The following is a 23,852-nucleotide window of genomic DNA, read 5'->3' on the forward strand; positions in this document are numbered from 1 at the left end:
CGGGATCTCTTCATCGCTTCAAACTCCTTCAATAGGGGAGCCAGATGCGACTTTACTCTAATTTAGAATTGCCCAGGTTTTTGGGGATGACGTCAAATTCTTCAAGTCTTGGAGTTATCGGAATGGTTCTGTCAGTGTGGTTTTTCGTATCCTTGAACGTTAGCGTTTTGGCTCTTGGATGAACGTCCTTCCATTTTAAAGAAGCGGCTTCGCTTCGTCTTGCTCCAGTTAGCAACATGAACTCCAGGTAAGCTCCCATTACTTTATTGGGCAGTAGGCGCAATGTTTCAATAAACGGCTTAATCTCATGCATATGCAGATGATTTGTGCGAGGCGCTTCTCTTATCCATGTGCGTTTAGCTGTAAGCGTGGCCACTGGATTAGCTGGCAAAATTTCCGTGCCGTAATGGGCTTGAGCGTAATTTAGTATTGAGCGCAAAAACCGCATAACGGAAGATGCTTGCGATGAACCGCTACTGCTCTCGGCTATTTCCGCATAGCGCTTCGAAATCATGTCAGCAGTAATACGGGTGACAGACGGGGGAGGAGATTTGAAGACGCTCAATAAGGTTCACGCCATGATCGAGCGTCAAGCCCGGCTTATTCAGACCTTTGCCACAAAGCTGAGACTTACTCAGCAATCACGTTATACGGCCGCGGCTGCCGCGGTAGCGAGCAGCAAGGCATCCGGGCCCAGGCCGTGGGATGAACAGAAATGACAAATGACAGCCCTCTTTTGATTATGGATATGTCACGAGCAGCTGACAAGCAACCAACGCGATGCCGCCCTGAAGACCAACCATGCGGGGCTCAGTCGCCATCTTCATTCTCCTGCGCAAGTTGCGACTTGAGATGATAGGCATCGATGTCAAAGTCTCTGCTGTCCGAGACCGCGGCCAGTACCAAGGGCGTAACGCGCTCCCGCTCCTCCTCGGTCTCGAAGTTTGTGAAGTTGGCCGCAGCTGCCTCGGCGAACAGTTTCTCCGACAGCCGCTTTGCCTTTACTTCATAACTCTCTATGTCGGGATTGGCGCCGGGAGAGATGTTTTCCTCGATCCATGTTTTGGCCCACATCCGGAAGCGATTGCTCATGACTGCCCACCCATCTTCTGTGTTGAGTTCGGCGCCGGTCGCCCCTCATGGAAGCATTTTACCAATGAGAAAATAGGTTATCAAGGGTAAAAGCTAGCTGCTCTGTTTTCGGCCATGCCGCACGGGACGGGAGCACAATCTATATCCGACACATCCTGATTTCGAGGGGCGTTATAATGGCCGTTCACGCAGTTGCCGGAGGCCTTATTGGCGTGGCAGTACCTATGCGAATTGCGTACTGGATCGACGAAAGAATAGTCACGGTGGGTCGACCCCGGCTCAACGGTTCGAGCGGGACAAGGGTATTAAGCGGTAGAGGGCGCAGCCGTTCCACCCTTAGTTTTCCTAAATACTATTCAGCTGGGGGTATATCTGGGGGTATATATCAAACTGTGCTTGTTGAAACTCGCTTCTATGTTAGCTTTTGAGCCTTTGTTCGATCCTCCTCGTCCCAAATAATTTGATAAAAAAGGCTTACATAGAGTAAGCCTTTTTTATTTATTCGATATACATGTAACTGTCATATACTGAAAATAGGGATACTATTGAGTGTAGTTTTTTTACAGAATTGCCCAAAGCAGCCGTTCATTATACTGTGGAGGTATGTTCATTTCCCGCCCCGTATGGCTGGTTTGCCAAGTTAGGAGCAGCCGAGCGGTTCGGGATCGCAAAACCGTCTCTCGGTAACAAAATCGGGGGATTAAAGGTCTAGGAATTTTCGCGCTGGCGAATAGTTATGCTCCAGCCTCTTTCGTCGTGCAATTACCATGGAGGGGCATCGATGAACAATGGAAAAGCTTACAAAGGCAGCTGTTTTTGCGGCGCGGTTCAGTTCACGGTCAGCGGTGAGCCACAAGGAATGGGTTATTGCCATTGTGAGTCATGTCGAAGCTGGTCGGCAGGGCCTGTCAACGCCTTCACTTTGTGGAAGCCGGAAGCGGTGCAGATCACGCAGGGAGCAGAAAATATTGGCACGTACAACAAGACGCCGCGCAGTTATCGCAAATGGTGCAAAATATGCGGAGGTCATCTCTTCACCGAGCATCCAGGCATGGGACTCACGGATGTGTATGCGGCAGTCATTCCGGACTTTCCGTACCATGCCGGCGTTCATGTGAACTATCAGGAGACGGTGTTGCCCATCAAGGATGGGTTGCCGAAGATGAAGGATCTCCCGAAGGAAATGGGCGGCTCGGGTGTCAGCATGGCGGAATAACGCGGCAGGCTCTTCAAATTCATCGCCCAACGAGGCGCTCCAGCCGATCAGTCACTCGCTGCGCTCATGACCAGCGTCTGAGCTTTGGCATTAAGAATATAATTTGCGGGAAGACCGGCCGCCCGCTAGTGTCGACACTTATCTCGCCGTGGGCAAACTTCTGACTGTAGCGTGCCTGACCCTGATTCTAGTTTTCCTTGATTCTACTTCCACTGAATTTCCTTTCCTTACGTCTTCAATATAAGTCGTGCCGTTGAAACGGCCCGTCAGCTCGGCTGGTGACATATTTCACCAAACCGCTCCTCCACGATACTCGAGTCGATATAGCGAACGTCGGTAGAGGCCCCAGCATGTTCAGCGTACCGAATTTATCACGTGAAGAGTCAGAAGCCATCGAAGAATCTACCTGTCAAAAGCATGAGTCACCAATAGACCACGTCATTTTTCCTTTTGGTTTTGTGCTATAAAAAATCATCTATCTCTTTTTTAGAAATTAGCCAAGGGAAGTGAAGTTGTTTCTGTGTAAAGACGGGGATGTGTACTGTCCCCATCCTGTTTTAAAAATTGCGTTGTCATAGGGAGGGATTGTGTCATGAGACATATACGGGCAACTTTTGCGACGAGCAGCCTGGCATTTTTTCTGAATGCTCCAGTTATCGCTGGCGAGGATCCCACGGCTTATGCGCTCGAGCATGCTGCAAAGGCGCAGGCACACGGAGACGACGGCCGCACGAAAGAGATGCTTGAGCACGCCGAGGAAAGTCTAAGGCATGCCAGAGCATCCGAAAAGCGGCATGCGGAACAGCGCGAGCACATGGCGGAAGCGGTCAAGCACCTTGAGAAGTCAATTGACCATGGTAAAGCAGGACAGGGCCGCGTCGCCAATAAACATGTCTATGACGCGCTGGTGGAAATCCGCAAGTCCACGTCATCAGATTAGACTGTGCAGTGGAGATAAGGCACGGATTGCTCGTGGCTCTGCCTCAGAGCTTACATTAGCTGAGTACTGAATACTCGGCACTGAGAAAGCTTGCTGACTCGCGCCGGCTAGCTTCTGACCGCTGTCAACTCCTGGAACAGCTTAACCCACAGTGCCATCATGGAAGAATTGCGGTCAGAGCCCTGTTTCCCCCTCCGCATAGCTCGCTTGGCAACATCATACCAGTCGAATTGCGGCCCAACATCAATTTGTAAACCAGGATTCCACCCCTATGTGGCTAATTCTTGAGAGCAGGTCAAAATCAGCCAAATCCACTTTTTTTGATCCGGGTTGAAATAATACTCTCTCCACGAAATTAAGAGCTTCATCCTCACGTATGCGAGCATTACCGATGACTTGAAGCATGAGGTGGGCCGTATCAAGGCTGGTTATGCTTTTAATTGTGTACTACTCCAACCAGTCTGTTGGCGGTGGACGGCACATGGGTACTCCAGTTGGTCTGTTGAAGCCCATAGATACAGACGTCTAAATATTGTCCATCCAAGAAATAGTCATTAGCTTTGGTACCTTCTTTACTGAATCCAAGCTTCTCGAAGAGAGCGATGGCACTATAGTTCGCAGCAAGAACCTCAAGCCCTATTTTCCTTATATCCAATCCTTTGAACGCGTAATCAATGATCAAGGCAGATGATATGAAACCGACGCCGCTGTTTCGTTTCTTGGATTCGGCAATATATATGCCTAACAGCGCCTTTCGCTGATAGTGGTCTATGTTGTTGAGTTGAACAGTTCCGATAAGGCCTTCTTCTTGCCTTATGGCAAAGACAACTCGTGATTTCCCGTTTTTTTCTCGCTGGTGCTTTATCCAATCCTTAACGGTTTCTTTTTGAATGGGAAATCGAAAACCCATGGTCAAATCTCTGAGGTCTGGAGCGTTTTGCCAGATGTAGAGTAGATCAATATCAGACTCTTCTAATGGTGTAAGCTTAATGCTCGTCCAATCAATAGCTTGTTTATACGGTTGGGTAGGGTCAGAGGCAAGATCGGTAGTCATTATTAACTTTAGTACTTGGGTGGATTGAAGGGATTCACATATATAATCTCGATACTTGCGCGAGGTCAAGTATTAAAAATGTCGTCCCTCTTTGGCGCGTTATTTTATCTCTACTCATGCTTAACCTTACCTATCTAAACGGCTCCATGTGCTTACCTTCAAGCTTTATTCCCAACAAGGCGCTTCAGTCGGCCAGCCACTCGCTGCGCTCATGAACCAGCGGCTGAGCTTCGGCGCGAGAATTTGGTTTGGAGGACCGGCCGGGCGCTTAGGTTGACACTTCACTCGCCGCTGGCAATCTTCTGACTGTAACGTGCCGGACCCTGCTTATAGTTTCCCTCGATTCTACTTCCCTGATTCTACTTTCCCTTAGTTCTTCAAAATAAGGCCTGCCGTTGAAACGGCTCGTCAGCTCGGCTGGTGAATATATTTCACCCAACAGTTGCCTAGGCGAACGTTGGTGCGACAACACGTTTTTGAAGTGCTTCGCCTTATTACAACCGCAAGAAATATACATGACATGGAACATTCTGCCGGGGATTTGCCGTTAAGTCGGGAATCATCGACAGAGTCGAACTCTTCCCACGTGGAGGGACGTTGTAGGCAGAAAAAACATGGAAATCAGTCGGGCTTGAGCCGGGATGGTATGCATAGGCAGCTCAGCAAATAGCTTGGGGTCAGACCCAATTTCCCGTAAAGCACCGTTGTTATTTCGCTGTAACGCTGCGGTGACAAATAGTTGTTATTTGGCCCTTACATAATTTTGTAACACGCAAACGGTATCGTGGAGCCTAAAAATGCAAAAAGAGCGGGACAGGACAACGAACACAATTAGTTCGATCGCTCAGTATCTTGAATGTAAAGGTTCAGAAGAGCAACGCATGTCGATGGCCCTCAGTAAAATTCTTCAGGAAGAATCGCTGACGCCGCTCTATCAACCGATAGTGAATCTTCAATCAGGAAAATTTGTTGGTTACGAGGGATTGATTCGCGGCCCGTCTAATTCGCCGCTGCATTCCCCCACCGCGCTTTTCCGGTTGGCTAAGACGCACGGTCTTACGATTCAGCTTGAGGGGGCGAGCCGCAAAGTCCTTTTGAAACAGTTCGCCGCGCAGGAACTGAAAGGAAAACTATTCCTTAATGTAAGTCCCGATGTTTTAATGATGTCCCATATCGACGTCACTGCGACATCACAGGCAATTAAAAGTAGCGATGTGGGTCCTGAGAACCTCGTCATCGAATTGACTGAAGCCGACGCTGTTTATGACTATACGCGACTTCGTGATGCCGCAGCAGAGTACCGGGATCTTGGACTGAAACTTGCGATCGATGACTTGGGAGAGGGGTTTTCGAGCCTTCGGCTGTGGTCGGAGTTGCGCCCGGAATACGTAAAGATCGATATGCACTTCATTCAAGGGATCGATCTTGATCCGGTGAAACTGCAATTTGTTCGCTCCGTTCTCGAAATTGCGCTGGAATCCAATTCGATTGTTATTGCTGAGGGCATTGAAACAGAAGCGGAATTGATGACGGTAAGAGACTTGGGAATCCATTATGGCCAAGGCTATTTCCTTGGGCGTCCGATAGCCTCTCCGTTACCAGCACTTCCACCTCAAATTCTTGCCTTGTTTCGAAATGCGCCTAATACACAATATTTACGGGGTAACTGTTGTCAAAAGCAAGCACCGACTGTGCGCAAAATAATGCGCGAGGTAGCCCCTGTGACAAGCGCAACATCGGCAAACGATGTGTATGACTTATTCTTGAGGCAGTCTGATTTACAGGTTATCCCGGTTCTTGAAGGTGGCGCTCCCATTGGGCTTGTCAATCGGTTCAGGATGATTGACCGTTTTGCACGGCTCTATCAAAGAGAATTATATGGAAAAAAGTGTTGCGTACACTTTATCGACTCCCAGCCTTTGATAGTGGACCATCAAACCAGCCTGCAGGATCTGAGACACTTGATTGTGGAATCCGATCCACAGCATTTGTCTAACGGGTTCATCATCACCGATGCGGGTCAGTATGTCGGCATCGGAACAGGTCATGATTTATTCTGCGAACTAACGCAGATGCAAATGCGGGCCGCCCGCTATGCCAATCCGCTGACTCAACTGCCGGGTAACGTCCCCATCAATGAGCATATCGACTTCCTGCTTTCAACCGGAGAAGATTTTGTTATTTGTTACTGCGATCTGGATCACTTCAAGTCATTTAATGACTTGTACGGATATCGCAAAGGAGATGAAATTATCCAGGTAACGGTCGATGTATTGAAAAGCCATACCGACCAGGATATCGACTTTATCGGCCATGTTGGGGGTGATGATTTCATTGTTGTGTTCAAAAGCAGCGACTGGGAAACCCGCTGTCAGCAAATGCTGCGCTCATTTACATCTGCCACCCGGCGTTTTTATAGCGACGAGCATCTGGCGCTGGGCGGGTATATGTCCGAGAATCGACAGGGTTCCCAGTCTTTTACCGAATTGGTCAGTATGTCCTTGGGAGTGGTGCAGATCGATGCCGCGGCCGCTCTTACAAGTCATCAGGTTGCGGAAGCCGCGGCGTGTGCAAAATCGGAAGCAAAAAAAATGCGGGGGAGTTCGCTCTTTATCGAACGCAGGCAATTAATTGCGGATACGGTCGAGGTCTGAACCGCGAAAACGCAATCGACCCGATATATAGACAGTCATACCGTCCGGGCACGTGGCAATCTGCGCACGTGGCGGAAAATCTGAAGAACCAGTCAATTCGGTTACGCCTAATTCCTAGTCTTTACGCTTGCGTGCCAAACCGCGCAGCCCCAGTTCGCAGCATATGGACTGCGGATGGATATAACAGGCGGGCAAGATGCCCAACTTTAGCGGCTGGCCCAGATGCGCATCATGCGCATCACCGTTGTGCTTAATACGATACAGTAGTGTTTGAGTCACCTGCTTTTATCCGTGACGACTTCGATCGCCACAGCACCGCCAGCACGCTCCCCAGCAGGGAGTGCATAACCGCCGAGACTGCGCCCACGATGGGCGCCAGCGGCAGCAATGGAAAGGCCTGCTTGGCCAGCACGATGGCAAGCCCTGAATTCTGCATGCCTACCTCGATGGAGATCGTGCGCGCGCTCTGATATCGATAACCGAAGAGCCAGGCGAAGTAGTAGCCCAGCAGGAAACCGCCCCCGTGCAGCAGCGCAACTGCAAGAATTAATTCCAGACCATGAGTCACAATGGCTTCGGCATGGGCCGCAAACATTACGGCACAGATGAAGCATACCCCGATTACAGACAGCAGCGGCGCCACTGGCATCACACTCATGACCAGCCGTGGCGCCCAGCGGTTGAGCAGTACCCCTAGAGCGACCGGAAGGATGACGACTTGCAGGGTTTGCGTGAACAGCATCCACGTATCCACTGGAACCATGGCCCCGGCATAGAGCTGAATCAGCAACGGGGTTAAAATTACAGCCGCCAGTGTGGAGCAGACCGTCATCACCACCGAAAGCGCCACATCCGCACCCGCGATATAGGTCACCAGGTTGGAAGCCGTGCCACCGGGGCAGCAACCAACCAGGATTAGGCCCACGGCAAAGTGCGGCGGCAGATCCAGCGCCTGCGCCACTCCCCAGCCCAGCAGCGGCATGATCGAATACTGGGCGACAAAGCCAATCGTTACCGCTCTGGGCATGCGAGCGATCCTGCGAAAATCCTCAAGCGTCAGCGTCAATCCCATGCACAGCATGATGAAGGCCAACAACAGCACCACCAGTGATCCCTGATTCATGGGCATCAGCCATTCTGGCCAGCTTAAGGCGATGGCGCCGGAGAGAATCATCCAGAGTGGAAACAGAAGGGATAATCTATGAAGCATCGGGTGAGCAGATCGATATCAGCCTTCTGCCAAAGCAGAACGCGAGAACAGAAGCGTATGATGCTGTGCCTGTCGGCTGATCATGTGGGCGGAGCGCAGGCCCGCCTCTTCCGCCATTTTCCGCAGGGTGGAGAAGCATTCGGGATAGTCATAGTCCCGGACATGCGCGCAGGCTTGCTCCAACTGATCCCGCGGCACCTGCGTCCATTTCTCGCGCATGCATTTCAGATAGTCGTTCAGAAAACTTTCCCGATCCTGGTTTTCCTCCCGCACCACATCAACCATGATCAGCCAGCCTTTTTCAGAAAGGCACCGCCCTGCCGCCCGAAAAAAACGCGCCTTTTCATCGGTCGCCAGGTGATGAATTGCAAATCCCGAAAAGAGAACATCCCAAGTCTTATCGGTCGACTCGACAGCCTTCAGAAGATCCCCATGGGTCAGAATGACCTGGCAGGGTAATTCAACCAGATACCCACGCGCTTCTGCCAGCGCCACTTCGGATAAATCCACGCCTTCATATGCTTCAGGAGGCCGCCGCTTCAAGCAGGGCGCCAGGTAGCGGGCATTGCCGCAGCCCAGATCGAGCAGGCGGTAATTTTCGTGATGACCGCGTCGCTTCAGGAGGTCCTCAACACCGCTATAGATTTCCCGATGAAACATATAGTTGTGTTCGGTAATCAGGTCGTAGAGCGACCACGAGCGGGTGAAGATCGCGGTAGGTTCTGCGTGAGTCATGACGAAAGCCCGGCAATATCATTGTCGCTTCAAAACATATGGGGCGCAAAGATATCCTCTTTACGATCCAATGGCAAAGAGAAAGAGCGCAACGTGCAAAATTTAGATGCGGGAAGCGGTTAGCTTGGCAATCAGCACCGCATATTTATATTAATCCTTTAAACATGCCGCTACGATCAGGAAGCCATGCTTGACGCTCGGACCAGAATGGCCTACAAATCTATCGTATGAAACGAAAGGCAAATTCGTTGGATTCCAGCCGTCACGACGCTGATTCAGAAAGAACAATAATTATTTTCATAAAAATGAGGAAAGCATGCTGGATCACATCTATTATCACATCGGAATAGTTGTCTCAAATTACGACGAAGCCGTTGAGCATTACTCCAACTTGCTAGACATAAAGTTTACCGAACCTGCCGAAGCCATCGTGTGCTTCGAGAACCCTGAAACGCAACAGACCGAGACTACCAGGCTTATCGCCGTATATTCAAGAACCAGGGCGCCCTACGTGGAGTTGCTTCAGGCCACCGGCAATGGGATATTTTCCGAGAAAAATACTGGGCAGATTCTCTATTTTGGCATTTGGGAACCCGATATCGAAGGCAGGATCAGCAAGTTAAAGAAGCAAGGGATTGGGATCGATGCTTTGTTGCGCTCGGCATGCGACAAGCCAGCTTACGCCATTATCACCGCGCCTGACAAAATGGGTGTTCGCATCGAATACGTAAGTGAGCTATTGCGGCCTGTTACCGAGGCATGGGTCCTCACCGGCAAGTATCCGCTTCGGTCGCGTTGAACTGAAGCAAGGAATACGCTGGTAAATGCAGTCAGGACTAGCGCACCGTTCTCACCGGGCATAATAAATTACCAGTGGACAGGATCTTTCCTTGCCTGGTGAACTGCGAGGGAAGATAAGGGCGAGGCGTGCATGAGTTGGAGTTGCCGCTTTCCCCTGGGCTATTGATGAGTGTGAATCGCACAACTTACGCTCGAAGCCGGTTTCATGGATCTTTGCTTCGCGTGGGATGTCCGCTTCTGGCGCGCTTGCGATTCCCGAGCCATCTATAATAATCTTAGGTATCGCCGCATTCATTGCTTCCTTCCAGACCAGAGCTATCTGACACTACATGGACTTTTACAGCTGGATTGCTTCCGAAAACTCACATGGGAGCTATAACCATAAATCAGCTATATCAAACCCGTTCTTCTTGTTGCGTTCAGAATTATGGCTGCTTTATCGGTAGTTTCTGCTACGTACTTTTGCCCCGAAAGATGGTAGTGCTTCATGGTCACCGCAACGTTTCGCTTCTACGAAGAACTGAACGATTTTCTTGCACCTGAGCGTCGTAAGCGCGAATTTGCGAGCACCTGCGCGCGCGCGGCGACAACCAAGCATATGATCGAGGCTCTGGGTGTGCCTCATACCGAGGTCGAATTGATTCTGGTCAATGGGGAATCGGTAGGGTTTGACCGGCTGTTGCAAGGGGGCGACCGCGTGGCCGTCTTTCCAAAATTCGAGATGCTCGACGTCACGCCTGTGCTGCGTGTGCGCGAGCATCCTTTGCGCTTAATTCGCTTTGTTGCGGATGCCCACATGGGCGGTTTGGCGCACTTGCTGCGTATGGCTGGCTTCGACACGCTTTACGATAATAACTTTCATGACAAGGAAATCGAGGCTATCGTTGTGCGTGACGGGCGCATCGTGCTCACCCGCGACCGCGAACTACTCAAGCGCCGCGCCATCACACATGGCTGCTACGTGCATGCCTTGAAGCCGCCACAACAATTTTGTGAAATATTCGAGCGACTCGACCTGGGGCGTGGTGCGCACCCGTTCACGTTGTGCCTGGAGTGCAATGTGCCGTTACATCCCATCGGCAAGGCAGAAGTGCTGACGCGCCTCCCACCCTCGGTGCGTGAACGTTTTGAAACATTCAGCACGTGCGATAACTGCCACCGCGTATTCTGGGAGGGCTCGCACTGGCGGCGCATGCGCGATTTGCTGAATGAGTGCATGGGGATCGAACCCATCCCTAAAATAGCCAGCGGTATCTGATCGGCTAGCTTTTTGGGCAAAGCAATATAGTCGAACCTTTTACTTCGATATTGCCGTACCGATTTTGAGCATGGGTATCGGCATAGCGGTTCCTGCGTTTAATCGTTCCGTTCGAATTTTTACCTGGATATGGTAGGATATGACTTGGGACTTGGAGCTTGGCCTCTCGCAGTGAGATAACATTGCCGTATTCACTTGGCGCCAGGTGGCCATCTCCTTGCTTCAATCAGTTACTCCGGTTTATTCAAATCGGGTCGTTAGCTCAGTTGGTAGAGCAGCGGACTCTTAATCCGTAGGTCGAGCGTTCGAGCCGCTCACGACCCACCAATCAATCAAGGACTTAGAGCCATTTGACCAAATGGCCTCTGTTCTGTGGGACATAGGTGGGACAGTTCATCTCAACTGTCTGCTTCGTTATCTTCAAAGCGGCCACACACTTCAGTGAGCAGACCTCTTGTCCAGTCCTTGCAAGAGATGTACTAAAATTCCCCTCAGAATTTCCATCCCGTTGATCACGACCATTTGTTGCTGATCATTAAGCGTATCTGTGCCGGTCATGGCCAACCGGTCCGCAAGCCGCATCTCTCCGTATAGAAGTTCATAATGAGCAATGTTTAAAGCGAGTAACCTGGCGCAGTCCGCCAATTCATTCTTATCGGCAAGTTCGACAAGCCGATCAACGAGAGCGATATACTCCTCGAGTTTTGACAGGTCGGCCATAGCGCATCAACCGCGCAGAATGACGTCTTGTTTTTTGCCTGTCCGCGGGCGGGTAAGGGGAGCGATAGCATATTTCATGGCTGATCTCCTTTTTGTTATTTCGTTGCCTATTTGACCGTATTTCATGTGAACTGTTCAGTTCAAAAGCTCCGGTCCGGGCATGAGGTTGGTCGAGGCGTGTATTTACCCTGCATTAACTAAGGCGTATTGATGCCTCACCCAGGGACGCACAGCCCGACAATGCCTCTTTCTCGCCGCATTTTTATCGACCCAAATGTGCCAAGAACAGACTCTCAGGCGCAAAAAGGGAAAAACCACGAAGGGACGATGACCCTAAAGGAAGTGTTGTCCCTACAGCAAGTCTTTTTTAGTTTGAGCGTTCGACCGCTCATGACGCGCCAATAAAACCAGTACTTGCAAAAGGCGAGTCGTGGTCGTTTAGATTTAGTAGCCGTATAGTAGGAATTTTTGAGCCTTACTTAACCACTCCCCTTTCATGTTATCAATTCCAACTTACTGGAATCCAATTTATATTCAGGAGGTTCCGAGTTCGACTCTTCGTGCCGACATTTCTGGGAAAGATATTTGATTTTTGAATAATTGCAAGCGGCCAAGCACACCACTAGATCTTGGAAGAGCCTTTCTGAAAGCATCTGGTGGTCAATGTACCAATCCGGTTTCAAAGTATTGATGATACTTTTGATGACATCAAGAAGGCTAGATGTACAGGTTGGCCCATCAAGGTCGCTGATTATCAAAGATAAAAAGTTGTTTTGGTATTCCGAGAACGAATCTAGGTCTGTCATTTTATTTAACTTAGGTTTGAGTTAAGGACAACACTTAGTAGTCTTGCTTCTAACAATGATTGACTCTGTATTACAGACGGCCAGGCTCATCTTGTTGCTTCCTTAAACGTCAAAGACGACCACCTCGCATCCATATTACTGAGTTACGATATGTAGTAACCATAGCTGACCTGCTCCCAAGATTTAGCCTCATCAACCCGGTAATTGCAAAACGTTGCAGTTCAGATGTGATGACAGACAGTATCCGACGAATTCTGGTCTAACATCTCCTTGGAGATTCAAATGTGCCAGGAAGAGACCGTCAGGCGATAAAAACGGAAGGACCACCAAAGGACATCCTCCCTCTGTGGCTTATCAGGTTCTATGCCCAAGCGGCATTCTTGCAACGACGCCATATGGTGCCGATCAGGCATAAGCCAGCCAGCACCATGGTATGGGTTTCAGGTTCGGGTACCGGCAAAGCCTGCAGAACACCCCCGTAGCTACCACCAAGATTACCCGTTACATCGCCTGCCACAACAAATTTGTAACCCAAAGCGGCGGGCAGTGTGGCGGAGACGGCGAGCGTGTAATCCGCAGCGTTACTCTGATTATCAGTATCATAAATCGTAGCACCCGTTGCGTCGGTAAATTTAATTGACATATTTAACAGTTCAAACTGGGGTCTGGGAAAGAACGGCATATCGAGATTGATGGTGACAGTCGTACCGACCGTAACAGATTGAGGTGCTATATCGAAAATGTAAGTGTCAACAAATGGCGAGTCGTGGGCTAATGCTGAGAAAGTATGACCGATGCTGTAAGTATTGCCGCTCAAATTACCCAAGTAACCCGGTCCCACCGCAGATGCAGAGCTCATATACCCGACCAGCATAGGTACCAGAAGTAATAATTTCGTACGGTGCATTTTATTCTCCAAAATAACGTAAACGAATTTTTCTATGTGGTTGTAAATGACGTCCCGGGATTACGGCTATCTGCACGCAGGCAGGCTCTTCTTCTCGTAGGCTTGCAGTTCAGGATTTTCCAGTCCCGGTTCAAGGTTTGACTTTAACGAAAAAATATGACAGCGAATATCTTGCGAGGAGCTATATACATGAGCCCTTAAGCTCATCCGTACGCCGCATGCTCCAACAAGGCGCTTAGCCGATCAGCCACATACTGCACCACAACCAGCGGCTGAGCTTAGGCGTTGTGCATCTGCTTTGAGGAAGATCGGCCGTCCGGTCAGTACCGGTTGCGACTTTCGCTACGACCGGCAGAAATATGTCGCTTGCAACTTTCGTCACAGGCAGAAGCCTGCCAAAATCGAACCACCAAATGCGCAGCCTTTCCCTCTCTACAACTTCGTGGGCTTTCCACAATGATGTCCTTTGCCGCCAGTTGCCGGCGACAGCCTGATTGCCTTAGGAAAATCAGGCATACAATCCTTTCCATAACAGATAGTCGGTCCCGCTTGAAATATGCGGCTAATTCATCGCCGGACTATAGGTCAATCTCAAGTGGACTAGCTGCGTCCAGCTTATGGCAATACGTTCCCAAACTCTAACAAGTATTTCTTCATAAAGCGTGTTCATAGTGCGGAGAGCCAATGATCCACGTGCCCCTGAAGAATGTTTTGCCGATAATGCAGTTGTAAAGGATGAAGGCAAGATATTAAAAGTCGTGCCGCCATTCTGTGGTGAGCAGCCAAGAACAAGTACCAGCACACGACTGAGCCGCTGGGCATCTCACAACGGGACGGAAAGACCGAGTGATTGCTCCAGTCTCCGGCAGTTTTTTTACCAGCCCCTACTACACTTAAATATGCGTTCAGACTCGCGAGCAACAAAATCATATCTCTTGAGATTCACTGATGACATTTAACCTGGAACTCCAAGGGCGCCGTGCGCTGATTACCGGGGGAACGAAAGGCATCGGCGAAGCAGTCGTCGCACGGCTGAGGGAGGAAGGAGCCGAGATACTCACTACGGCGCGCTCGCGCCCCGGCAACCTTGCGCCGGATGTGCTGTTCGTTGCTGCGGACATCACTACGGCGGAAGGCTGCGCTACAGTCGTCGAGGCAGTGCGTGATCAGTTGGGCGGAGTGGACATCATTGTCCATGTCGTTGGCGGCTCCTCCGCGCCTGCCGGGGGTTTCGCTGTGCTGGATGACAATGAATGGCAGCGTGCGCTCGATCTGAACCTTTTTCCCGCTGTCCGACTCGACCGGGCCCTGGTGCCTGGAATGCTTGCGCAGGGAACGGGCGTGATCGTCCATATCACTTCAATACAACGTCAATTGCCGCTTCCTGAGGCAACGATGGCTTATGCCGCGGCAAAAGCGGCGCTGAGCAATTACAGCAAGGGCCTGTCCAAGGAAATCAGTCCCAAAGGAGTGCGCGTGGTTCGGGTTTCCCCTGGTTGGGTTGAGACGGAAGCGGCCGCAGGACTGGTCAACGAGATAGCAGTCAAAACAGGCACGGACTATGAAGGCGCCCGCAAGACATTGATGAAGTCGCTTGGCGGCATCCCGCTGGGGCGCCCGGCAAAGCCGGTGGAAGTCGCAGATCTGGTTGCTTTCCTGGTGTCGCCGCGCGCTGCTTCCATCACTGGAACGGAATACGTTATTGATGGCGGAACGGTACCTACCATATGAGTAATTCTTCGGCGAGCGACCGCATCTGCGATGTAGCCTCCGCAAGCGGGGAGATTTAACTTTTAGCGTTGGAGCCCGGCGGGGAAATAATTGGGAGTTTATGCCAGTGGACAAAAAGCCAGACAACTTGGAGCGTATCAGCTGCGCATTGCGAACCTTGAGCGCCGGCAATCGTACCTTGCTGCGGGCCTCGGACGAGCAGGAGCTTTTGCGCGAGATGTGCCGCGTAATCGTTGAGCAGGGCGGCTACCCCGTCGCGTGTGTCGGGTACACCCGAAATGATGAAAACAAGGATATCCAGTGGAGGGAGTGCGTTGGGATGGACAAAGAACATCTCCAGACGCTTTATCCCTCCTGGGGTGGTACAGATATTGCCAGGAAGCCGTTCGCTGCCGCCGTTAGCACGGGCAAACGCAGCGTGGCGAAGCACATCTTGACTGACCCCGCCTATGCTACCCCCGCTGACGCCAAGTTAATGGAATTTGCAACAGCCAGAGGCTATGCCTCGGCTGCGGCATTTCCACTTCAGGTTGAGGGAGAAATACTGGGGGCGCTCTTAATGGCAGCGGCCGACCCCGAGGGATTCGACGACGAAGAACTCGCGCTGCTTAACGAGCTGGCGGATGATCTTGCCTTTGGGATTACAAACTTGCGGATGCGAATCGAACACCACAAAGCTCAAGATGCGATTGCTCACCTCGCTTACCATGACCGTCTGACCGATCTGCCGAACCGAGTCCACTTGCATGAGCGCCTGGAAGAAGCGATAGAGCTTGCGAAGCGCCGACATCAACCCTTGGCATTGCTCTACCTTGAGGTCGGACAATTCCATGAAATCAACGAAATCCTCGGCCACCGCGCGGGAGACCAATTGGTGCAAGAACTGGCGCGACGTCTTGCGGGAGCTGCGAAGCCCGACGCCCTTTTGGCACATATAGGCGAAGCAGCATTTGCTCTGCTAGTCCAGAATGCCGGAGCCGATGATGCAGCGGAGGAAGCCCAGCGGCTTATAGACGTTGTGAATGATCCGGTGGAGATATCGGAGCTGACAATAGACCCGCCGATATCCGCTGGAATTGCGCTGTTTCCGGGGCACGGTATCGAGGCTGAAACCCTGCTGAGGAGGGCGAACGCGGCGGTGCGCAAGGCGAAGCCCACAAGAAGCGGCTATGCCTTCAGCGGCTATGCCTTCTACAGCGGGCAGGAACAGGAAAACACGCGACGGCTTAGCCTGATGGGTGAGTTGCGGCGAGCAATCGAAAGGAACGAATTGCGCCTCTATTGCCAGCCTAAGGCAACCATCCCCTCGCGCCAACCGTGCGGCGCGGAGGCGCTGGTGCGCTGGGAGCACCCTACGCACGGCTCGATCGACACCGGCGAATTCATCAAGCTCGCGGAACAAGCCGCGCTCATCAGCCCGCTTACAAACTGGATGTTGAAAGCCGCATTCAGCCAGGTCTATGCCTGGCATGAAGCCGGGCTGGCAAGGCCGTTATCAGTAAACCTGTCGATGCACGATCTGCGTGATCCAACGCTGATCGAACGTATCCGAGGCCTATTTTCTACCTGGGGCCTTCCGCCAGAGCTCGTTCAGTTTGAAATTACCGAGAGCGCATTGATGGAGGACCCGATACGTGCACTCGATACACTGGCTCGCCTTAAGGGACTTGGTGTCGAGCTCTACATTGACGACTTCGGCACAGGGTATTCCAGCCTCAGCTACTTGCAAAAACTGCCGGTCGACTGGATCAAGATCGACCAATCTTTCGTAATGCCGATGGTGGCGAGCAGCGATTCTGCACTGATTGTGCGATCAACTATCGAGCTGGGTCATAATCTCGGTCTGCGAGTGGTCGCGGAAGGTGTAGAGAGCCAGGCACTTTGGGATCAGCTTGGTACCTGGGGATGCGATGTAGCACAAGGCTTTTTTGTCGGCATGCCGATGCCCACGGACAGATTTAATGATTGGGAAACCCATTGGTCCCGGGTTCCGACCTAAGCTCGTTGGATTTCCATCTTCTCTTCGCGCTATCGAAGAAGAAGCGAAGCGCTACATTATGATTTCCCCATCGAAAGAGTTCCCTTTTGAAAGCCGGATTTCTTTGAGCCGTTTTTAATTCCGCTTATGGCCCCCTCTGCCACTGGGAGCACCTTCTTCCTATCCTCCGGGGAGAGGTTCGCGGGTGAGGGTATTTTCTGTCGGTAGGCCTCTTCTATTGCGCTTTTAAGCGCACGCTTTTAACCGTATTTAGACAGTTTGTTTGTGCCACCTTCCCAATGTTTCGTTATTGACCTACTTGGCGTTGCGGCTGTGGACCAGGAATCTCATGGTCATTGCCTTCCTCACACTGTACCTCAGTCCAATGGGTGAGCGGCGCTATAACTCGTAACATACGCCTTGGTGTTTGGAGAGTGATGAGCGCATGTTTGCGGTCGCCTCGCTGTGTGTTTAATGCAGCGACGACTTACCTGCCCAGACCAAAACCATTCAGTTTACCTATGGGCACGCACGATCAGGCGGGGTCGTGTTAATGCGCCCGATAGTCTTAAATGCTGAGCTAGGGGTTCAAATGACCGAATTAGAAAAGATAGAGTTTAATCGGCGCATCGATATCGCTTACTCAGTAATTGAGGCGGCGGCGCGATGTTTTGGCTTAATGTCTGATTTGGACGAGCGGATCAAGAGTGCGGCAAAAGCAGCAAGCAGTTATTGGTACTGGTTCTTCATTATTGTAGGAATAGTTATGCACTACTCACCGTCGTATGCCGGCTCCGGGCTAAACACCGGAATATGGGTGATTTTTGCAACTCTGGGCGTGTGGTGCGCCAAGCAATTTGAACTTAGGCAACTCAAGACCCAGCGAGACGGATATGAAGAGAGGCTATACGAGCTGGAAATGATTTGGCGTAGTGTGGTCGGGACTGGGGCATTCTTCTGGGACATCGATAAGTTCACTAATGACGGCCTTGACCACGAGGATGACGCATTTTCGGCCTGGTGGGCGGAACAGAGAAGGTGGATTCTTGAACGTGTGTGTGGGTATAAGAATCGGTCCTTTTAAGATGAGCTAGACAAATGCTTGGCAGCGGTCCCTTAATCCGACGATCCCTTAATCTGACCTCAACCAAAGAATGCGCTCTTTGAAGCGGGGTTTTTACTCAATTGCCAGGGCGGCTTGTTGTCTAAATTCTGCCGCTGACGCATTTCGAGCTTTCGGCGTTTTTTAATGTCTCCGCAAGAGCGGTAAAACCCTTCTAAGACTGCACATTGTTATAGCGGATGAGGGATGCAAAGGGTGGGCGCAAACCTCCATCCCGCCTCAAGATGTCTCGCCTATTCCTCGCTTCGAACTACGCACCATCTCCTTCTTGCGGAAGAGACTGAAAAACCGGTTTCTTTTCGCTGCATTGAAATCGCCGCGTTTTGTCTATATTCGGCGCATGCACTTCGGGAAACTCATTCCCAGCCTCTGCAGGTCACCGGCGCAACACGAAGTTGGAAGCCACATTTTTCACCGTCAACGCGTTGCAAGGGCCACAACATCTTCAGCTACGGCGGGCATGAGGTTGACAACCTGCCGGTAACATAGGTTGCACCGTAACTTACTTCCCCAAAAGACGAATAAGCCCAAAAGGAGCGCTCATCGCCTGATCGTGGCGCAGCGACTCTGGTAGGCGCGGATGAATAAAAATTTTGTTTGAGATCAATCAGGAGATAACCAATGAAGAATAAATATATCCCTATCGCCGCGACGGCTTTTCTGCTCTTTAGTCTGAATGGAAATCTCGCCGCACAGACGACCTGTAATGCGCCGCTTGGTTGGTGGGAGTCCAAGAACCTCCAACCGCTTTTTATCAGTCCCACGGGTCCCGAACCGACCACTGACTGTGATTTTCATGTTTGGTCATGGACTGCCTTCGTCCATTGGATGCAGAACGATCGAACTGGACAGCCGCTCTTCCTCAGTCTTCCCACTGTCGACGACCTAAAGTCTGGCAGCGCTTTGCGAGCCAAAGTAGGGCCGCGCCCGTTGGCGCTCAAGCCGCGCGTTCAGAAACCGGCAGAAATGAGTAGCATCGAGCAGGCTGGATCGAACGGCGTGCTCGTCGACCAGAATGGGCGCGCCGTCTATTATTCCACTCATATGGATCCGATCTATTTTGCATTTACGCAGAAATACCATGGGCCGGACAACTATAAAAATGCCGCGCCCGCGCTGCCCTATCCCATCGCTGCCACGGTCTTCAAGGCATCGTGGCGCATCGTACAACCTGGCGAAAATACCAATGACACTTTCACCACCACTGCCACCATCGACCTGCTTGAGAGTGATGGCCACGGCGGAATCAAGCCGAACGGCCAGACCCAGCCCGGCGTCACCGTTGCCCTCGTCGGCGTGCATGTGGTCGGCATAATCAAGGATCAACCTGAGTTTGCCTGGGCCACCTTCGAGCAGATCGGCAACGCCCCTGACCTGCCCCCCGGCATGAAGCCGAATTCATCCAGCCCCATCAACACGCAAAACTATACGTTCTACAAGGGCGGCACGCCGGCCAATGCCTCCAATCAAATGCCGGACAGTCTTGCGATCAACCCGGCCACGCAGGTGATCACCCCGATCACTAATGTCTTCCGTCAATTTGCCTATGGCGGCGCCACCCCCGCTACGCGCGTGGCGGATATCAAGTCCGCCAATCAGAATTTCCAGACGGCAATCAAGGAAAAGACAAGTAATACGGTTAACCCTGTCTTTGCCAATTATCGTCTGGTCGGCACTGTCTGGATACTTGCCAACACGCTCCAGCCCGGTAACGGAAATCTCGAGTCCGAAGCCATCGGCTCTATCAATCTCGCCAACTCCACCATGGAGACCTTCGTGCAGGGTAGCGGCACCAATTGCTTCAGCTGCCACAACACCAGCGGCGGCGCCACCTATCCCGGCAAGGACATCAATCTTAGCCACATCATTCTGGATGCCCTGCCTAAAAAGCCGGCAAGGCTCAAGGCCAACCCCTGACATTCCGATATTACAAAGTCAAATGTTCGGAAGAACTTCGTGCGCGGTAGTTGAGCCGCCTTACCGCAATGGAATGGAGACTTCACCGGGGCGATCGTTGGGAAACGATGCGGTGAGTCTCTTTTTTATACGCGACAAGCTCAACAAGATTTTCGAAACTTGGGTATGGAAGGCGTCGCATCCCTGGAACTGATTTTTTTCGATTAAAGTTGTTGGTTATCGATGCTTACGGATAAGCAGTGTATTAGTCGTCATCGTGATGACGACCGCGATATCTGCGCCAGCCACGATCATCACCATCATGATGCCGGCGATAATGCCGCCCATTATATTGGCCGCCTGGTACTAAATATCCCTGGTATACCGGCAACGGCTGGTAATAAACCCGAGGCGGAGCGTAATACACAGGAGGAGGGGGAGTGTAGTACACAGGAGGTGGAGGGTAGTAGCCTCCGCCACCTAGATTAAAGCTGAAGCTCATCGAATTATGAGCATAAGCGCTAGTTATTCCAGCTGTTACAAGGAACAGCGGGAACAGCGCAAATATTACAAAACGAATTTTTCTCATGGCTAGCACCCTTATCTGCTTGACTACAGTGCAAATAACGCATCAGTTTGCAATTGGTTTACTTTTGTAACGAGCTCTCATCTGGCTGTTCAAGACCTGAAACGGGTTAAAATCATCAGTAATCCGCTGCCGCAGCAGAGAATCGAAGCAAAGGCTAAACTTGGATCATGAGACAACGTTGTCCAGAGTCTTGCCATTTGCAATACCCATCACATGAATCGCTTCCTGTTCAGTACAGGTATCGAAAATAGTTACCCCACAATTCGTCTTTCTGACGGCGCGACAGCTCGCGTCGACGAGATGGAAAAGTGCGGTCACTATCAGAGGTGGGGCGAGGACTTTCAACTCGTGCGTGAAATGGGTATCGAGTACTTGCGTTATGGGCCGCCCTACTATCGTACTCACCTTGGACCCGGACGTTATGATTGGTCGTTTTCGGACGAGACCTTCAATGAGTTGCAGAAGCTGAACATCAATCCAATAGTAGACCTCTGCCACTTTGGCGTACCGGACTGGGTCGGTAATTTTCAAAATCCGGAATGGCCTCCGCTTTTTGCCGAGTATGCACGTGCATTTGCGGCCCGTTTCCCATGGGTACGCTTCTACACCCCGGTGAACGAAATCTACGTTTGCGCGATTTTTTCCGCTCAGTGGGGATTGTGGAACGAGCGCCTGTCCTCGGATCGAGCGTTTGTGACCGCGCTGCAGAACCTGTGCAACGCAACCCTGCTAGCAGAAAGAGCCATCTTGCAGGTCCGGCCTGATGCACGTTTCATCCAGAGCGAATCGAGCGAATACTTTCATCCGGAGGACCCCGCAGTCAGGGAAAAGGCTGATCTATTCAACGAAAAAAGGTTTCTTTCGCTCGATCTCTGCTATGGCAAGGATGTGAGTGCCCGGATGTATCAGTATCTGACCGATAACGGCATGTCCCGCGAGGATTATGCCTGGTTTCAGCACGAGGGACGCGCATTAAAACCCCACTGCATCATGGGCAATGACTACTACATCACAAATGAACGGCTTGTCTCTAAGGATGGCCATCTGAGCCGTGCGGGCGAGGTTTTCGGGTTTTATGTCATTGCAAAGCAATATTTTGACCGCTACCATATGCCTGTGATGCACACGGAAACGAACCTCCCGGATTCATTAAAATCACCGGCATGGCTATGGAAAGAGTGGGCTAATATCATCCGGTTGAAACAGGATGGGGTGCCAATCATCGGCTTCACATGGTACAGCCTTACCGATCAGGTAGACTGGGACACCGCCCTTTGCGAAAATAACGGCCATGTGAACGCGCTGGGACTATACGACCTGGACCGTAAAATACGACCCGTTGGGGAGCAGTACCGGCGTCTGATTGCACAGTGGGGAGAAGCTCTGCCAGCCGAGAGCATTTGCCTCCACGCAGACCGTCCCACACCCGATATGTTCTAGCCGGGCAGTGTCCTATCACGGCATTTCAGTTGCAGTCGTTAAAAAAACACTTGTGTCCGTCAGGAACAAGTTGGCGCCGCAGCCCGGCTGGGCTGCAGGATGCAATACTATTCTCGCGAGCGCCCTAAAGATCTTTTCTTCGATCCTTTTTTCGCAGAATTCGACCGGTGGCCGCATCGGATCGTTCTAGCCCGGTAACAGCAATGTTTTCCTGCCTGCACAACTGCGTCATCCTGGATCTCGAGACTACCGGGGGAACTCCCCTGTACGACCGTATCACCGAGATTGCCCTCATCCGTTTCGAGGACGGAATAGAAACCGAGCGCTGGGAAACACTGGTTAACCCGGGCATCAGTATTCCTCCTTTCATTTCACGCTTGACCGGTATCACCAATGACATGGTCAGGGATGCGCCGTTTTTTGAGGACATCGCTGACAAGCTGTACGGCTATATTGAAGGCGCGGTGCTGGCGGCGCATAACGTCCGGTTCGACCATGGTTTCCTCAAGGCTGAATTCAAGCGTTTGGGCGCGGTCCTTCGTCAGAGGGTCATGTGCACGGTCAAGCTGTCCCGCACGCTCTATCCCCAGCACAGGGGGCATGGTCTGGACGCAATCATGCATCGCCACGGACTTATTAGCCGTGCCCGGCATAGGGCAATGGGCGATGTCGAGCTTGTGGTGGCTTATTTTGAGCTGGTCAAACGCGAACTGGGGGAAGATGGGGTTCTGAAAGCGGTTGCTTCATTACTGAAAGGGCCAAGCTTGCCAGCCGGTCTGGATGCCGCTTTTCTGGATGAGATTCCTGACGGCCCCGGGGTATATCTTTTTTATGGCGAGAACGATTTGCCGCTCTATATCGGCAAAAGCATAGCACTACGATCCCGTGTGATGTCGCATTTCAACAGCGATCATGCATCCAGCAAGGATATGCGGATCGGGCAGCAGCTCACTCGCGTCGATTGGATAGAAACCGCCGGAGAACTGGGCGCGCTCCTGCTCGAATCGATGCTGATCAAAGAGCGCCAGCCCATCCATAACCGCCGGCTGCGTTCTTCCAGAGATTTGTTTTCATTGAGCCTTGCAGATGGGCTCAACCAGGTTCCACTGGTCAATATAGTTACCGGGGATTACATTGATCCGGCGCTGTTCGAATATCTGTATGGCCTCTTCCGTTCAAAAAAAGCGGCTACCGAAGCGCTTCGCAGGATGGCTATAGATAACAGGCTGTGCCCCCGCATGATAGGAATCGAAAGTGGGAAGGGCGCATGCTTTGCCCAGCAGCTTAAGCGCTGTGATGGCGTATGTGCGGGCAGGGAATCTCCAGAGCTTCATTATCTGCGCCTCAAGCAGGCACTGGTTCCTTACCTGCTGAAGGGCTGGCCTTATTCCGGCAAGATCGGCATTCGCGAACTCAACGAGGATACCGATCGCAGCGAGCTTCACATTTTCGAAAACTGGTGTCACATCGGAACCGTGGAAGATGAAGCGGAACTCGATGAAATCTTGCGGACCCGCACATTCGACAGATCTTTTAGCTTCGATCTGGATATCTACAATTTGCTGCAAAGAAGCTTGAACAAATACTCAGAAATAATCTCGCTGGAGTCTCATCCTGCGCGCCGCCGGGTTAAATTTTGTGAGCTGCCCGGTCTGGATGAACAGGCCCACCTAAGTGAGTCTTCCTGAGTGAATCCTCCTGA

At 51.5% G+C, this 23,852-nt stretch carries 19 protein-coding genes and 1 tRNA gene; 13 read left to right on the forward strand and 7 right to left on the reverse strand.

The annotated features are described in order from the left end of the window. Nucleotides 1-52 precede the first annotated feature (52 nt). A complete protein-coding gene (locus tag BMX00_RS13615) occupies nucleotides 53-514 on the reverse strand; it encodes a tyrosine-type recombinase/integrase (protein WP_245728095.1) in 462 nt (153 codons plus the stop codon). Between BMX00_RS13615 and BMX00_RS14620 the strand changes: the two genes are divergently transcribed. Then, entirely contained in the window at nucleotides 513-719 is a 207-nt protein-coding gene (locus tag BMX00_RS14620; RefSeq protein WP_177171872.1) for a hypothetical protein, read from the forward strand. The two genes, BMX00_RS13615 and BMX00_RS14620, sit on opposite strands and share 2 nt — an antisense overlap. Before the next feature lie 91 nt (nucleotides 720-810). Here the strand turns inward: BMX00_RS14620 and BMX00_RS13620 are convergent, their stop codons facing one another. Next, complete coding sequence (locus tag BMX00_RS13620) at nucleotides 811-1,092, reverse strand: DUF768 domain-containing protein (protein ID WP_090829569.1); 282 nt, start codon at nucleotides 1,090-1,092, stop codon at nucleotides 811-813. Between the two features lie 781 nt (nucleotides 1,093-1,873). Between BMX00_RS13620 and BMX00_RS13625 the strand changes: the two genes are divergently transcribed. Together BMX00_RS13625 and smbP are read left to right on the forward strand one after the other, a co-directional pair. After that, on the forward strand, nucleotides 1,874-2,308 hold the full coding sequence (locus BMX00_RS13625; protein ID WP_090829570.1) for a GFA family protein: 435 nt from the start codon (nucleotides 1,874-1,876) through the stop codon (nucleotides 2,306-2,308). 592 nt (nucleotides 2,309-2,900) lie between these two features. Further along, nucleotides 2,901-3,248: a small metal-binding protein SmbP gene (gene smbP / locus BMX00_RS13630; RefSeq protein ID WP_090829571.1), complete on the forward strand. Its 348-nt coding sequence runs from the start codon at nucleotides 2,901-2,903 to the stop codon at nucleotides 3,246-3,248. 436 nt (nucleotides 3,249-3,684) lie between these two features. Here the strand turns inward: smbP and BMX00_RS13635 are convergent, their stop codons facing one another. Next, nucleotides 3,685-4,302 carry a GNAT family N-acetyltransferase gene (locus BMX00_RS13635; protein WP_090829572.1) on the reverse strand — a complete coding sequence of 206 codons (618 nt, stop codon included), beginning with the start codon at nucleotides 4,300-4,302 and terminating at the stop codon, nucleotides 3,685-3,687. 881 nt (nucleotides 4,303-5,183) lie between these two features. On the opposite strand from BMX00_RS13635, the gene BMX00_RS13640 reads away from it, so the two are divergent. Beyond that, nucleotides 5,184-6,956, forward strand: coding sequence for a GGDEF domain-containing protein (locus BMX00_RS13640; RefSeq protein ID WP_090829573.1), 1,773 nt, complete (start codon nucleotides 5,184-5,186; stop codon nucleotides 6,954-6,956). A gap of 250 nt (nucleotides 6,957-7,206) precedes the next feature. Here BMX00_RS13640 and BMX00_RS13645 read toward each other — a convergent pair whose 3' ends face one another. Further along, the gene (locus BMX00_RS13645) at nucleotides 7,207-8,166 is read right to left on the reverse strand and encodes a bile acid:sodium symporter family protein (RefSeq protein ID WP_090829574.1); all 960 of its coding nucleotides are present in this window, start codon (nucleotides 8,164-8,166) and stop codon (nucleotides 7,207-7,209) included. A gap of 18 nt (nucleotides 8,167-8,184) precedes the next feature. Further along, nucleotides 8,185-8,901, reverse strand: a complete 717-nt coding sequence (locus BMX00_RS13650) for a class I SAM-dependent methyltransferase (RefSeq protein WP_090829575.1) — start codon at nucleotides 8,899-8,901, stop codon at nucleotides 8,185-8,187. A 316-nt stretch (nucleotides 8,902-9,217) separates the two neighbouring features. On the opposite strand from BMX00_RS13650, the gene BMX00_RS13655 reads away from it, so the two are divergent. From BMX00_RS13655 to BMX00_RS13665, 3 genes are all read left to right on the forward strand, one after another. Continuing rightward, entirely contained in the window at nucleotides 9,218-9,700 is a 483-nt protein-coding gene (locus BMX00_RS13655) for a VOC family protein (protein WP_090829576.1), read from the forward strand. A 489-nt stretch (nucleotides 9,701-10,189) separates the two neighbouring features. Then, nucleotides 10,190-10,960 (forward strand): Mut7-C RNAse domain-containing protein, encoded by a 771-nt coding sequence (locus tag BMX00_RS13660; RefSeq protein WP_090829577.1) that lies wholly within the window; start codon nucleotides 10,190-10,192, stop codon nucleotides 10,958-10,960. A gap of 251 nt (nucleotides 10,961-11,211) precedes the next feature. Further along, nucleotides 11,212-11,287: transfer RNA gene (locus BMX00_RS13665), tRNA-Lys, on the forward strand. Between the two features lie 111 nt (nucleotides 11,288-11,398). On the opposite strand, the gene BMX00_RS13670 is transcribed toward BMX00_RS13665, so the two are convergent. Then, nucleotides 11,399-11,680, reverse strand: coding sequence for a hypothetical protein (locus BMX00_RS13670; protein ID WP_090829578.1), 282 nt, complete (start codon nucleotides 11,678-11,680; stop codon nucleotides 11,399-11,401). 1,167 nt (nucleotides 11,681-12,847) lie between these two features. After that, on the reverse strand, nucleotides 12,848-13,393 hold the full coding sequence (locus BMX00_RS13675; protein WP_090829579.1) for an FxDxF family PEP-CTERM protein: 546 nt from the start codon (nucleotides 13,391-13,393) through the stop codon (nucleotides 12,848-12,850). Nucleotides 13,394-14,341: 948 nt separating this feature from the next. Here BMX00_RS13675 and BMX00_RS13685 point away from each other — a divergent pair. The 6 genes from BMX00_RS13685 to BMX00_RS13715 all read left to right on the forward strand — a co-directional run bounded on the left by BMX00_RS13685 (nucleotide 14,342) and on the right by BMX00_RS13715 (nucleotide 23,838). Continuing rightward, nucleotides 14,342-15,124, forward strand: a complete 783-nt coding sequence (locus BMX00_RS13685) for an SDR family oxidoreductase (RefSeq protein WP_090829581.1) — start codon at nucleotides 14,342-14,344, stop codon at nucleotides 15,122-15,124. A 106-nt stretch (nucleotides 15,125-15,230) separates the two neighbouring features. Further along, nucleotides 15,231-17,123 (forward strand): putative bifunctional diguanylate cyclase/phosphodiesterase, encoded by a 1,893-nt coding sequence (locus BMX00_RS13690; RefSeq protein WP_218141560.1) that lies wholly within the window; start codon nucleotides 15,231-15,233, stop codon nucleotides 17,121-17,123. Between the two features lie 571 nt (nucleotides 17,124-17,694). Further along, nucleotides 17,695-18,186, forward strand: coding sequence for a hypothetical protein (locus BMX00_RS13695; protein WP_143053116.1), 492 nt, complete (start codon nucleotides 17,695-17,697; stop codon nucleotides 18,184-18,186). A 660-nt stretch (nucleotides 18,187-18,846) separates the two neighbouring features. Next, nucleotides 18,847-20,142, forward strand: coding sequence for a hypothetical protein (locus BMX00_RS13700; protein WP_090829584.1), 1,296 nt, complete (start codon nucleotides 18,847-18,849; stop codon nucleotides 20,140-20,142). Between the two features lie 781 nt (nucleotides 20,143-20,923). Beyond that, nucleotides 20,924-22,150, forward strand: a complete 1,227-nt coding sequence (locus tag BMX00_RS13710) for a family 1 glycosylhydrolase (protein ID WP_090829586.1) — start codon at nucleotides 20,924-20,926, stop codon at nucleotides 22,148-22,150. Between the two features lie 203 nt (nucleotides 22,151-22,353). Then, the gene (locus tag BMX00_RS13715; protein WP_090829587.1) at nucleotides 22,354-23,838 is read left to right on the forward strand and encodes an exonuclease domain-containing protein; all 1,485 of its coding nucleotides are present in this window, start codon (nucleotides 22,354-22,356) and stop codon (nucleotides 23,836-23,838) included. Nucleotides 23,839-23,852 lie beyond the last annotated feature (14 nt).

The sequence above is a fragment of the Nitrosovibrio tenuis genome, from assembly GCF_900109785.1.
GTDB lineage: Bacteria > Pseudomonadota > Gammaproteobacteria > Burkholderiales > Nitrosomonadaceae > Nitrosospira > Nitrosospira tenuis_A.

Coding starts and splice junctions, on each gene's coding strand:
- BMX00_RS13695 (WP_143053116.1), top strand. CDS start 17,695: ATGACCGAATTAGAAAAGATAGAGTTTAATCGGCGCATCGATATCGCT.
- BMX00_RS13655 (WP_090829576.1), top strand. CDS start 9,218: ATGCTGGATCACATCTATTATCACATCGGAATAGTTGTCTCAAATTAC.
- smbP (WP_090829571.1), top strand. CDS start 2,901: ATGAGACATATACGGGCAACTTTTGCGACGAGCAGCCTGGCATTTTTT.
- BMX00_RS13675 (WP_090829579.1), bottom strand. CDS start 13,393: ATGCACCGTACGAAATTATTACTTCTGGTACCTATGCTGGTCGGGTAT.
- BMX00_RS13640 (WP_090829573.1), top strand. CDS start 5,184: ATGTCGATGGCCCTCAGTAAAATTCTTCAGGAAGAATCGCTGACGCCG.
- BMX00_RS13635 (WP_090829572.1), bottom strand. CDS start 4,302: ATGACTACCGATCTTGCCTCTGACCCTACCCAACCGTATAAACAAGCT.
- BMX00_RS13685 (WP_090829581.1), top strand. CDS start 14,342: ATGACATTTAACCTGGAACTCCAAGGGCGCCGTGCGCTGATTACCGGG.
- BMX00_RS13710 (WP_090829586.1), top strand. CDS start 20,924: ATGAATCGCTTCCTGTTCAGTACAGGTATCGAAAATAGTTACCCCACA.
- BMX00_RS13645 (WP_090829574.1), bottom strand. CDS start 8,166: ATGCTTCATAGATTATCCCTTCTGTTTCCACTCTGGATGATTCTCTCC.
- BMX00_RS13620 (WP_090829569.1), bottom strand. CDS start 1,092: ATGAGCAATCGCTTCCGGATGTGGGCCAAAACATGGATCGAGGAAAAC.
- BMX00_RS13615 (WP_245728095.1), bottom strand. CDS start 514: ATGATTTCGAAGCGCTATGCGGAAATAGCCGAGAGCAGTAGCGGTTCA.
- BMX00_RS13670 (WP_090829578.1), bottom strand. CDS start 11,680: ATGGCCGACCTGTCAAAACTCGAGGAGTATATCGCTCTCGTTGATCGG.
- BMX00_RS14620 (WP_177171872.1), top strand. CDS start 513: ATGTCAGCAGTAATACGGGTGACAGACGGGGGAGGAGATTTGAAGACG.
- BMX00_RS13625 (WP_090829570.1), top strand. CDS start 1,874: ATGAACAATGGAAAAGCTTACAAAGGCAGCTGTTTTTGCGGCGCGGTT.
- BMX00_RS13660 (WP_090829577.1), top strand. CDS start 10,190: ATGGTCACCGCAACGTTTCGCTTCTACGAAGAACTGAACGATTTTCTT.
- BMX00_RS13715 (WP_090829587.1), top strand. CDS start 22,354: ATGTTTTCCTGCCTGCACAACTGCGTCATCCTGGATCTCGAGACTACC.
- BMX00_RS13700 (WP_090829584.1), top strand. CDS start 18,847: ATGAAGAATAAATATATCCCTATCGCCGCGACGGCTTTTCTGCTCTTT.
- BMX00_RS13650 (WP_090829575.1), bottom strand. CDS start 8,901: ATGACTCACGCAGAACCTACCGCGATCTTCACCCGCTCGTGGTCGCTC.